10 protein-coding genes are annotated in these 12219 nt (G+C 59.6%); 1 reads left to right on the top strand and 9 read right to left on the bottom strand.

The annotated features are described in order from the left end of the window. The first annotated feature begins 54 nt into the window (after nt 1-54). Nucleotides 55-1338, top strand: a complete 1284-nt coding sequence (fahA, locus tag EU556_RS23360; RefSeq protein WP_135436663.1) for a fumarylacetoacetase — start codon at nt 55-57, stop codon at nt 1336-1338. 164 nt (nt 1339-1502) lie between these two features. Here fahA and cobC read toward each other — a convergent pair whose 3' ends face one another. From cobC to EU556_RS23315, 9 genes are all read right to left on the bottom strand, one after another. Continuing rightward, on the bottom strand, nt 1503-2081 hold the full coding sequence (cobC, locus tag EU556_RS23355) for an alpha-ribazole phosphatase family protein (RefSeq protein ID WP_135436662.1): 579 nt from the start codon (nt 2079-2081) through the stop codon (nt 1503-1505). A 1-nt stretch (nt 2082) separates the two neighbouring features. Continuing rightward, on the bottom strand, nt 2083-2874 hold the full coding sequence (locus tag EU556_RS23350) for an adenosylcobinamide-GDP ribazoletransferase (protein WP_135436772.1): 792 nt from the start codon (nt 2872-2874) through the stop codon (nt 2083-2085). Further along, nucleotides 2874-3932, bottom strand: coding sequence for a nicotinate-nucleotide--dimethylbenzimidazole phosphoribosyltransferase (gene cobT / locus EU556_RS23345; RefSeq protein ID WP_135436661.1), 1059 nt, complete (start codon nt 3930-3932; stop codon nt 2874-2876). The genes EU556_RS23350 and cobT overlap by 1 nt, the downstream gene beginning before the upstream one ends. A gap of 131 nt (nt 3933-4063) precedes the next feature. Continuing rightward, entirely contained in the window at nt 4064-4645 is a 582-nt protein-coding gene (locus EU556_RS23340; RefSeq protein ID WP_135436660.1) for a DUF1003 domain-containing protein, read from the bottom strand. A gap of 228 nt (nt 4646-4873) precedes the next feature. Continuing rightward, nucleotides 4874-6796 (bottom strand): acetate--CoA ligase, encoded by a 1923-nt coding sequence (gene acs / locus EU556_RS23335; protein WP_135436659.1) that lies wholly within the window; start codon nt 6794-6796, stop codon nt 4874-4876. Between the two features lie 46 nt (nt 6797-6842). Further along, on the bottom strand, nt 6843-7223 hold the full coding sequence (locus EU556_RS23330) for a response regulator transcription factor (protein WP_135436658.1): 381 nt from the start codon (nt 7221-7223) through the stop codon (nt 6843-6845). 104 nt (nt 7224-7327) lie between these two features. Then, a complete protein-coding gene (locus EU556_RS23325; RefSeq protein WP_135436657.1) occupies nt 7328-10090 on the bottom strand; it encodes a sensor histidine kinase in 2763 nt (920 codons plus the stop codon). Between the two features lie 148 nt (nt 10091-10238). Next, on the bottom strand, nt 10239-10508 hold the full coding sequence (locus tag EU556_RS23320; protein ID WP_245327862.1) for a hypothetical protein: 270 nt from the start codon (nt 10506-10508) through the stop codon (nt 10239-10241). A gap of 166 nt (nt 10509-10674) precedes the next feature. After that, nucleotides 10675-12195, bottom strand: coding sequence for an MFS transporter (locus EU556_RS23315; RefSeq protein WP_135436656.1), 1521 nt, complete (start codon nt 12193-12195; stop codon nt 10675-10677). Nucleotides 12196-12219 lie beyond the last annotated feature (24 nt).

Here is a 12219-nt window from a genome sequence, read left to right as displayed (position 1 = left end):
ATATATCATTTCCTTCACCCCGCTACCTTTGCCGCTCCTTCCACCCTATATTATATGGCTAACCCGAACGACCCCGCGCTCCGCTCCTGGATTGATATTGCTCCTGAAAGTGACTTCCCGATTCAGAACCTGCCGTTTGGCGTGTTTGAAACCGATGAGCGGGGGCCGCGCCTGGGCGTAGCCATTGGTGAGTACGTGCTGGACCTGTACGCCGTGTCGCAGTTCGGTTTCTTTGAGGACATAGAACTCGGCCCTAAGATGCCGAAGGTGTTCCGGCGGCGCAGCCTCAACCAGTTTATTGCCCTAGGTCGCCCGGTGTGGCGGGCCGTACGCCAGCGCGTGTCGGAGCTGCTGCGGCATGACAACGCGGCCCTCCGCTCCGATGAGGTGATGCGGGAGTGCCTGCTGCGCCAGAGCGAGGTGCGGATGCTGCGCCCCGTTAAGCCCCAGAATTACACCGATTTCTACAGCAGCATTGAGCACGCCACCAACGTGGGCATGATGTTCCGCGACCCGGCCAACGCCCTGCTGCCCAACTGGCGCCACATCCCCATCGGCTACCACGGCCGGGCCAGCAGTATTGTGGTCAGCGGCACCGATATCCGTCGTCCTAACGGGCAGCGCAAGGCTCCCGATGCTGCCGCGCCTACCTTTGGCCCCTCCCAACAGCTCGATTTTGAGCTGGAAATGGCCTTCGTGGTGGGCCGTGGCACCCAGCTCGGCGACACCGTGCCGCTGCAAAACGCCGAGGACTACATTTTCGGGCTGGTGCTGTTCAACGACTGGAGCGCCCGCGACATTCAGAGCTGGGAGTACGTGCCGCTAGGCCCCTTCCTGGGCAAGAGCTTCGGCAGTAGCGTGTCGCCGTGGGTGGTGACGCTGGATGCCCTGGAGCCTTTCCGGGTGACCGGCCCGGTGCAGGAGCCCGAGCCCCTGCTCTACCTGCGCCAACTCGATGAGCACAACTTCGACATCAACCTAGAGGTTGCTATTCAGCCCGAGGGTGGCCTAGAAACCACCGTGTCGCGCTCCAACTTCGGCCTGATGTACTGGAGCATGGCCCAGCAGCTCACTCATCAGGCTTCCAACGGCTGCAACCTGCAAGTCGGCGACCTGTACGCCTCGGGCACCATCTCAGGCCCCACCCCCGACTCGCTGGGCTCGATGCTGGAGCTGGCCTGGCGTGGCACTCGCCCAGTGCCCCTGGCTGATGGGTCGGAGCGCAAATTCCTGCAGGACGGCGACACCGTGACCATGCGCGGCTACTGTGAAAAAGAAGGCTTGCGCATTGGCTTTGGCGAGGTAACCGGCAAGGTGCTGCCTGCCCCTCTGATCTAGGCCACGTTTAGTAAAAAACACTTGTAATTAAGGCCGTCTTGCAGAACAAGACGGCCTTTTTTCACCCTTATCTGCTGGGGGCTGTACTGAGTGTTCGGCTCTTGAGCCAGCCTAGAGGGTGATTTATAGGTAGCATAAGTGGCCTAGCGTCTACTGCTCGAGGCTTAGGCATTGGTGTAGGCCACGTTGAATTGCCCATGGCGGTAGCGCACCTTAGTAATAGAGCCGTAGTCGATATCCAGCCGGAAAGCATTGCTGAGCGGCAGCCCGAGGCAATGGCATAAGAGGCTGCGGATTACTGCCGAATGGCTTACGATAACGAGCGTAGCCTCAGGCTCGGCGGAGGCTAGAGCTTCGGTGAGAAACTCGGTGGCACGGTCTTGCAGGGCCTGGAAGGTCTCACCCCCGGGGGCGGGTACCTCCACAAAGTCAGCCATCCAGGGGTCTAGCTCTGTGGCAGGCAGGGCGTCCCAGGGCTGCAACTCCCACTGGCCAAAGTCATACTCCATGAGCCGGTCGTCCAGCGTTAGGCCTTTCGGCACCAAAGCTTCGGCCAACTGCCGACAGCGGTTGAGCGGACTGGCGTAGGCCACTACGGGGCCAGCGGCAAGCACGGGCGCCAGGCGGGCGCGCACGGCCGCTTCATCCTCGGCGTATGTAGTGGCTACCTCTACATCGGAGCGCCCATAGCAAATGCCGGCGGCAGTGGCCACTTTGGTGTGTCGGATCAGGTAGATATCCATACTAGCGGGCAAAGAAATTCAAGCTAAAAAACAGGTACACCACTACTTCTGCTACTTGCTGCGTTGCGCCAAGGCAGTCGCCGGTGTAGCCGCCAATCCACTTCTGGAAGTAGCGAGCCAGGTAGGCTTTCACCAGCCAGAGCGGCAGCAGCACCAGGAGTAGCCAGGGGTTACGCAGCCAAACCACCATGCCCAGCAGTGGCAACAAGCCTAGGGTCATTCCTACGGCCAGCTCCGCCAGACGTAGCTTCTTGGCTACGGGCTTGGCCTTGCTATCCTCGTTGGCGCGGGCATACTCGTGGGTATAAATGAAGGTAAGCGCCGTGGTCCGGCTCAGTGAGTGCGCCACGATGAGCACGGGTACGATGGAGCGGAGGGCATAGAGGTTATCTGCCCCTATCGACTGTAACGTGTAGAACTTAAGCGCCAAAATCAGCCCCAGTCCGGCCGCCCCGTAAGTACCTAAGCGGCTATCCTTCATAATATCGAGGATGCGCTCCGGCGTCCAGCCACCCCCGAATCCGTCACAGACGTCGGCGAAGCCGTCCTCGTGGAAGGCCCCGGTCATCAAAATGCTGGCTACCATGCTCAAGAGCAGGGCAATATTCAGGGGAAAGAAATGACTCAAGCCCCAGAAGACTAGGCCCGCCACCACTCCTACCAGCCAGCCAATCACCGGGAAATAAATGGTGGACTTGTTCAGCAGCTCCTCGGAGTGGCCTACCCAGCGTGGGCACGGCACGCGGGTGTAAAACATAAGCGCCGTGAAAAACAGCTCAACCTGGCGCCGCATCATACGGCGCTGGCCGGCTGTGGCTCGGCCTGACTAACGCCGGCGCTTTCAAACGAAGCCACTTCGTTCAGGAAGTTTACGGCGGCCTGCAGCAGTGGGTAGGCCAGCGCGCAGCCCGTGCCCTCCCCTAGTCGCAGCCCCAGGCTCAGCAGCGGCCGGGCGTTCAGGTGGCCTAGCAGCAGCCGGTGCCCCGTCTCCTCCGACTGGTGCCCGAATACACAGTACTCCAGCACGGCGGGGTGCAGCTTAACCGCTACCAACAGAGCCGCCGTGGCAATGAATCCATCAATGAGCAGCAGCATCCCGGCCTCAGCAGCGGCCAGCATAGCTCCTGTCATCTGCGCAATTTCAAAGCCCCCGAAGGTGGCTAGCACGTCCAGCGGCGCCGAAACGGTGGCGTGGGTAGCGGCAGCGGCCGTCAGCACGGCGGCTTTGTGGGCCAGTTGGTCGTCGTCTAGGCCAGTACCTCGGCCCAGGCACGCCTCCAAGGGCAGCCCGGTGAGGCGGTGCATGAGCATGGTGGCAGCAGAGGTGTTGCCAATGCCCATTTCGCCAAAGCCGAGGACGTTGCAGCCGGTGGCGGCCACTTCCTGGGCCAGCCGAGCCCCGGCGGCCAGCGCCTGCTCACACTGGGCACTACTCATGGCCGGCTCACGCAGAAAACTACAGGTGCCTTCGGCAATTTTCTGATCTACTACGGCCGGAAATTCGGTGAAGCTGCCCTTCACGCCGGCGTCTACTATGCGCAACGCAATGCCTTGCTGGCGGCTGAATACGTTTATGGCGGCCCCGCCACTCAGGAAGTTTAACACCATCTGATAGGTTACTTCCTGGGGGTACTTGCTCACTCCTTCCTGGGCAATGCCATGGTCGGCGGCAAAGACCAGCATGTGCGGGTGTTGCAACGCCGGGGTCAGGGTTTGCTGCACCAGCGCCACCTGGCGGGCCAGTTGTTCCAACTGGCCTAGCGCCCCGAGGGGCTTGGTTTTCGTATCGATTTTGTGCTGAATGGCCGCTGCTAAACTTTGGTTGAGCGGCTGGATATGGAAGTCGGGCATACGGGCGGAATTTGACGTGAAGGTAACCGCCCCAGCCGGATTAGCTTACAGGCCTAGTTGAGGTTGCCTACGGTTCATCCCGTCAAAATGTCCTTTCCCGCTATAGTCGTCAAGAATACCTGGTAAGCCAACTAGCTCTCATCTGGGGTACTAGTGGCTTTAGCCTGCTCCATTTTTACTTGCTTTTTCTCAATAGTATCAAGCACACGCTCCGGCTGCACGTCCTTCGCTAATTCCGAAATCTCAGGGTCAGCAGCGGCTTCAATATTCATCTGGCGGGCCATTTCGGTTACCAGAATAACCAGACGCGTGATTTCGTGCTCCCCCAACAGATTCACTTGCAGATTTAGCTCGGCACGCTTTTCAGCCAGAGCAGATGATCGGTTCTGACTAATCAGCACGAACGTGGAAAGAAATATTGCTTCGACCGAGGCGAACATGGCCAGCACCACGAAGGACGGATCGAATGGCTTCAATCCTAGCCACCCAAGGTTCCAGATGATCCAGATGCCAAATAGAGCTAAGTGAATAAACACAAACGTGATGCTGCCGGTAAAGGTGGTCACGGTATCGGCCAAGCGGTCTTGCCAGGGCATCTGCTTTTCCTGTGCTAGTTGCCGCTGCAAGAGAGCTTCAATATTCCGCTCTACCACATTGGCCATTTCGGGCTGACCAGCGGCGCCACCATCTCCTTGCTTCTGTTCCGACTTCATTCCGTACGCGTAGGATTACTGCCTTACATACGAATGCACGTTATAAAAATCAGAACAATACGAGGCTACTACCTGTCAGTCAATCCATTAATCTCACTAGCAAGTCCTAAAAGCTACCTGCAGCTCAACGCTATGAACCTGCTTGCCTCGCTGCTCAGCACCACACCATAAAAATAGAAATGCCAACCCTTTGGGGTTGGCATTTTCAGTTAAACCATCAAATCGATCTTACTTTCTGCCCTCGATAATCTCATCTACCACCGCCGGGTCAAGGAGCGTGGTGGTGTCGCCGAGGCTGCTGATTTCTCCCTCGGCCACTTTGCGCAGAATGCGGCGCATGATTTTACCGGAGCGCGTTTTCGGTAGGCCACTCACAATCTGGATCTTATCAGGCTTGGCAATTTTGCCGATTTCAGCCACAATGGTTTCGATGATGCTGGCCTCAATGTGGGCCTTGTCCTTGTTGGCGGCTTCAGGGCTGCAGATCACGTAGGCATAAATGCCCTGCCCTTTTACATCGTGCGGGTAGCCCACCACCGCCGATTCGACCACGTTCTGGTTTTGGTTGATGGCGTTTTCGATTTCGGCGGTGCCAAAGCGGTGACCCGATACGTTAATCACGTCATCGACGCGGCCAATGATACGGTAGAGGCCGTTCTCGTCGCGGCGGGCACCATCGCCGGTGAAGTAGTAGCCTTTATAGGGCGCGAAATAAGTTTGCACGGCCCGCTCATGGTCGCCGTAGGTCGTCCGGATGATGCCGGGCCAGCTGTGTTTGATGGCCAGGTAGCCCTCCTCATTGTTGCCCTCAATCTCTTTACCCTCTTGGGTGAGCAGCACCGGCTGCACGCCGGGCATGGGCAGGCCCGCGTGGGTGGGCTTACTGGGTGTGATGCCCGCCATGGCTGAAATCATGATGCCGCCGGTTTCCGTCTGCCACCATGTATCTACCACGGGGCAGCGCTCCTTGCCCACGTGCTGGTAGTACCAGTACCAGGCCTCTTCATTGATGGGTTCCCCCACCGAGCCCAGTACCCGTAGCGAGTCGAGGGAGTAGCTGAGCACGTTATCCAGCGGCGCGGCCATGAGGCTACGGATAGCGGTGGGCGCGGTGTAGAAAATGCTAACCGAGTGCTTGTCAATCACCTCCCAGAAGCGGCCCGCGTCGGGGTAGGTCGGAATACCCTCGAACATGAGGGAGGTGCTGCCAGCCAGCAGCGGGCCGTAGAGCAGGTACGAGTGGCCCGTTACCCAGCCAATGTCGGCGGTGCACCAGTAGATGTCGTTTTCCTCAATCTGAAACACGTTGCGGAAGGTGTAGTCGGCCCAGACCATGTAGCCGGCGGTGCTGTGCACCACGCCCTTGGGTTTGCCCGTGCTGCCCGAGGTGTAGAGAATGAACAGCGGGTCTTCGGCATCCATTTCCTCGGCGGGGCAGGTTTTAGGCACGTCCTCGGCTTCCTCGTGGTACCACACGTCCCGGCCTTCCTTCATTTGCACGGGCCAGCCCAGGTGCTCCACTACAATCACGCGGCGCACGCTGGGGCAGGTTTCCAGGGCCTCGTCTACCACGCGCTTTACTGGAATCTGCTTGGCACCGCGGTTTAGACCGTCGGCGGTGAGCACCACGGTGGCCTGGGCGTCGTTCACGCGGTCGGCAATGGCGGTGGCCGAGAAGCCCGCGAAAATCACGGAGTGAATGGCCCCAATGCGGGCGCAGGCTAGCACGGCAATGGCCAATTGCGGAATCATGGGCATGTAAATGCACACCCGGTCGCCCTTCTCCACGCCGTTGTTGTGCAGCACGTTGGCAAACTTGCAGACCTCCTGGTGCAGCTCGCGGTAGGTGAGGCGCAGGTGACGGGTCTTGGGGTCGTTAGGCTCGTAGATGATGGCCAGCTTATTGGCTCGGGTCGCTAGGTGCCGGTCGAGGCAGTTTTCGGTGATGTTCAGGCGGGCGCCCTGGAACCACTCGTTGCGGCCGGCGGCCATGTCGGAGTCCAGCACTTTGGTCCACTTACGGCGCCAGGTGAAAGGCTCGGCCACTTCGGCCCAGAACTGCTCGGGGGTCTCAACGCTGCGGCGGTAGGCCTCGTGGTATTCTTCGAGGGAGCGGATGCGGGCGTGCTTGGTGGTGGGATTGTCAGGCATGATCTATAGGAGTTAGGGAGTTGAGTGTACGTGTGAGAAAGTCGGTTCAGACGTTGGTACCGATGAGTTCTTTGATGGTGGTCATGAGCTGGCGGGTACTGAAGGGCTTGGGAATGTAGAGGTCGGCCCCCGCTTCGTAGCCTTTCTGAATGTCGGCTTCCTTGCTCTTGGCCGATAGGAAGATGACCCGGGCCTGGCTCTGGCTGGGTACCTGCCGCAGCTGGCGGCACACCTCGTAGCCGTCCACATCGGGCATCATTACATCCAGCAGCACCACATCAAAGGGGGTCTGCTCTATGGCCTCTAAGGCCTCGGTGCCGTTACGGGCAATGCTCACGCGGTAGCCGTTTTTGCGCATCAGAAATTCGAGCGACATTACAATGTTGGGCTCGTCATCGACAATGAGAATGTGGGGAGGTGTCGGCATGACGTGGGGGTTTGTTTTCGGGAGAGGGTCTCAGGCGTTGGTTCCCGCAGAGGAACGCAGAGGATTTCGCGGAGGGGCGCAGAGGTAGTTCAAGGTTGCTTCACTCATTCACTCATTCGCTCATTTACCGGCAGCGGCAGTTCGAAGGAGAACCGGGCACCCTGCTCAGGCTGGCTTTCTACCCAGATGCGGCCGGCGTGCAGCTCAATAATTTTCTTAGTGATGGCTAGGCCTAGGCCCGAGCCTTCGGGCTTGCGCATGGTTTGGTGGCGGGCCTGAAAAAACTTATCGAAGATGAGCTGGTGAAACTCCGGGTCGATGCCCTTACCGTTGTCCTCCACTGCAATGCGTAGGGTATCTGCCGCGGCTTCGGCCACCACGCTGATGCGCCCACTACCATCGGCGCGGCATGATTTCACGGCGTTGGAGAGCAGGTTCACCAGCACTTGCATGAGCCGGTCCCGGTCGCCAGGCAGCCGCGGCAGCCCCGGCGGCACCAGTAGCTCCAACTGAATCTGCTTGTCGCGCAGGAGCTGGCCTACCGAGTCGAGGGCGTCGCTGATGATTTCGGGCACATCTACCGGGCTCTTTTCCAGCGTCGCTCGCCCCGACTCGTACTTCTCCAGATCTAGCACCAGCGTAATCAGCCGGCTTAGCCGCTCCGATTCTTTGGTGATGGTAAGCAAGAACCGGTGACGCTCCTCTTCGTCCATGTCGGGGTTGTCGGTGAGGATTTCCGACAGGGCCCGGATGCTGGTGAGCGGGGTGCGCAGCTCGTGCGTGACGGTGTAGAGAAACTCATCCTTGTGTTGGTCCAGCTCCTGCAGCTGGTCATAGGCCACTTGCAGCTGCCCAGTGAGGCGCTGCAGTTGCCGCTGCTGTTTCTGCAGCTGGCGGTTGGCTTCCAGCAGCTGCTGACTTTCGCGCAGGATGCCCACCACGTTATCGAAGCTGATATCTTCTACCCCCACCGACGATGATAGCAAGAGCCGCGCCGAGGCCGGGCCAATGCTGCCGGCCAGCAGTTTCTCGGCGTAGGCCAGTAGGCGCGGATCGGCCTGGGCCGTGGCTACGTTTTCCGACGAATCGTGGGCCTCCGGGAACCGCTCGGCGAAGGCGTGCAGGGCCTGGGCGGTGCGTTTCTTGCCCAGGAAGCCCGTAAGCAGGGCCCGCACATCGGGCAGCGGGGCGCCGGCCTGCCAACCTGCCGGGCCTTCAAAGCCGGTGCGGTAGTGAAACACGCCCACAAATACCTCGGCCTGACGCTGCTCCAGGGCCGAGGGCATGCGCAGCAGCGACACGCCCACGTAGAGGCCCACGTTGAACAGCCAACTCCAGAACAGCCCGTGCGAGAGGTAGTCTAGGCCAGTCAGGCCAAACAGCGTGAAGGGCCGTAGGCTACTCCAGCCACCCAGGCCCTGGTCTAAAATGGATGCGGGCAGCAGGTCGGGACCCACCATGGTAGGCACTACCAGCGTGAAAAACCAAACGATAAAGCCGGCCAGTATACCAGCCGTGGCGCCCTGCCGGGTGCCGCCTTTCCAATAGAGCCCGCCCAGCACCACCGGTACAAACTGCGCCACCGCCGCAAACGACACCAGCCCAATGTTCACCAGGGGCAGCAGGTGGCCTACCGCCGCGTAGTAGCCGTAGGCCAGTAGCAGCACCAGCACCACCGCCAACCGCCGACTGTGCAGCGCCACCTGGCCTAGATAGGCGAACCAACGCGGATTCTCGGTGCGGGCCGGTGGCAGGCGCACCAGCAGCGGCATGAGCAGGTGGTTGCTCATCATTACGCTCAAGGCAATGGTTTCCACGATAATCATGGAGCTGGCCGCCGACAACCCTCCGATATAAATCAGCAGCGCCAGCCACGAGTGACCCGCCTGTAGGGGCAGCGCCAGCACAAACGTATCGGCGTCAATGGATTGGCCCGCCAGCAGCCGCCCCCCGAACGCCAAGGGCAACACAAACAGGTTGATAATTATGAGGTAAAGCGGAAACAGCCACATGGCTTTGCGCAGGTGGTCCTCGTTCACATTCTCCACCACCGACACCTGAAACTGCCGGGGCAGCAGCAGAATGGCCGACATGCTCAGCACCAGCAGCGTAAACCACTGAGCCCCGCTGGTGCCCGCACCATCTAGGGTAAACAGGCGGGCCAGGTCAGGCACGGCAGCGGCTCTCTCAAACACGTCGCCAAAGCCACGGAACAGGCCAAACGTCACGAACAGGCCCGCCGCCAGAAATGCTACCAGCTTCACCAGGCTTTCCAAGGCTACCGCCAGCACCATGCCCTCGTGGCGCTCCGTGGCCTCCACCGACCGCACCCCGAAGATGATGGTGAAGAAGGCCAGTGCTCCGGTAGTCACGAGGGCGGAGCTGCTGGCCACGGTGCCTTCCGCCAGCATCGACCCCTCCCCACCCCCGGTCAGAATATCAAAAGAAGCCGCAATAGCCTTGATCTGCAGGGAGATATAGGGCACCACCCCCAGCACGCACACCACCGTCACCAAGGCCCCCAGCGCGGCGCTCTTGCCGTAGCGGGCCGAGATGAAGTCGGCAATAGAGGTGAGACGCTGCACGTGGCAGATGCGAATAATCTTGCGCAACACAAGCCAGGCTAACGGGGCCATCAGTGTGGGGCCCAAGTAAATACCAATGAACTCCAGCCCGAAATACGCCGCCCGCCCCACCGAGCCGTAGTACGTCCAGGCGGTACAGTACACGGCCATGCTCAGGGCGTACACATAGGGGTTGCTCACTAGGCTCCGCCGCGCCGCCGAGCGTCGCTCCGCCGCGTAGGCCACCCCAAAGAGCAAGGCCAGGTAGCCGAAAGAGAAACCGATAACGAGCAGGGTGTTCAAGGTTTTTAGTGACGAGGTGAAGAGGTGATGGGGTGATGAGGGGATGAGGTGATGGAGTGACGAGGCGACGAGGTGATGGAGTGACGGGGTGACACGCTGGGCCACCTCTACCCCCTTTACTTTTTTACCTCATCACCTTCTCACTTCATCACCTCTTCACCTCCTTACTCCCCTTCACCAACAAGCCAGTTAGGAGCACGAGCGTGGCCCAGGCCAACAGCACGTAGAGGTAGAGCACCGGAATGCCCAGCACGCGGCCGTTGTGGTCGAAGACGGCGAGCAGGGGGAAGTTCAGCAGCACAGCAAACAGCAGGCTCACGAAGAGCAGCCGTTGTCCGCGGCGCTGCTCCTGCTGCTCTTGAGGCGACATCGGTAGCATAGTGGCTCGGGTGTAGTTGGGGCCGGCAGATAGCGTCACCGGCAGCATGGTTTATTCCAGAGTGGCCTAGCTATGGCTGGTAGGTTGCGAAAATGGGGTTGACTTTCCAGCAGAAAGTCCGCCGAACCTGGGGCTCGGCGGACTTCACATGCAAGTATTCCGAAGAACCTCTTGCGCCAAGCGTATCGCAGTGGCCTAGGCCTGTTTAGGCACCTTCTTGCGCCGTATCGTCCATGAGGCGCACGTTGCGCACGTCACGCATGTACATCATCCCGATGATAAAGCATATCAGTGCAATAGCCACGGGGTAAATCAGACCAATGAGGCTACTGTGCTCCTTGGCAAACGTGCCTTCAGGCTGCGCCGCGGCCCACACCCCAATAGACGTGGCCACCAGCGGCACAAAGCCCCCGAAGATGCCGTTACCAATGTGGTAAGGCACGGAAAGCGAGGTGTAGCGCACTTTCGTGGGGAACAGCTCCACCAAGTAAGCCGCAATGGGTCCGTACACCATCGTCACGAATACCACCAGGCAGAACGTGAGGGCAATCATGGCGGGTACATTGGGCGTCAGGGCTTTCATGACGGCGGGCACAGCTTTGCCGGCGGCATCAACGGTGGCGGGCGTAATTTCCGATAAGGGGCCAGCAAACGCCTTGATGCCATAGAACAGCGGCGCCGTGAACAAGGCCCCGCAAATCATACCCGTCATGATGATGCGCTTGCGGCCAATGCGGTCAGAAAGCGAGCCGAAGTACACGAACAGCGGCGTAGCCAAGAGCATAGATACCACCATAATCACGCTGGAATCCACGATATCCAGTTTGAGCGTGGCATTCATGAAAGTGAACACCTGAAACTGACTGGTGTAGAAAATTACGCCCTGCCCCATGGTCACGCCGAACAGCGCAATGAGCACCAAGCGGCGGTTTACGGGGTTCACAAAGGAATCACGCAGGGGGTTTTTGCTGGTGGTACCAGTAGCCTTGGCTTTGGCAAACAGCGGCGACTCGTGCAGTTTGCGGCGGATGTAGTAGGAAGCAATAACCAGGAAGCCCGACAGCAGGAACGGAATACGCCAGCCCCACTCCTTGAAAGCGTCTTCGCCCAACAGCTTACGGGTAATCAGAATTACCGAAATACTCAGGATCAGGCCACCGGTGGCCGTAATCTGAATAAAGCTTGTATAGTAGCCGCGTTTCTTATCTGGGGCGTACTCGGCCACGTAGGTAGTAGCTCCTCCGTACTCACCACCCAGTGCCAGCCCCTGCAGCAGGCGCAGAATTACCACCACAACCGGCGCGGCAATACCAATGGTATCGTAGCTCGGGATGAGGCCCGTGATAAACGTAGCTCCGCCCATGATCAGCAGCGTCACCAAGAAGGTGTACTTCCGTCCAATCATGTCGCCGAGGCGGCCGAAGAACATGGCGCCGAACGGCCGCACCACAAAGCCCGCCCCAAACACCGCCAGCGCCCCCAGCAGCGTTTCTTCAATTTTACCGGCGTGCCCGAAAAGCACCGGCCCAATAATAGCGGCCAGCGAACCGAAGATGTAGAAGTCGTACCACTCGATAATGGTGCCCACCGAGGAGGCGGTAATCACCTGCCAGATTTTGCTGGTCGAGACGGCATTGTTGTCGTGGGCTACGGCGTCATCGGCCGAGGCACCACCCAGGGGCGCGGCACCTGCGTAGGCATCGCGCTGCGGTAGGTTTTGGTTCATGCGTGGTGGGAGTTGTGGTGAGAT

Origin of the sequence: Hymenobacter fodinae (genome assembly GCF_004745825.1) — a bacterium.
Taxonomy (GTDB): domain Bacteria; phylum Bacteroidota; class Bacteroidia; order Cytophagales; family Hymenobacteraceae; genus Hymenobacter; species Hymenobacter fodinae.
The sequence above is the reverse complement of the archived record's forward strand: the minus strand, read 5'-3'. Positions and strand labels throughout refer to the sequence as shown.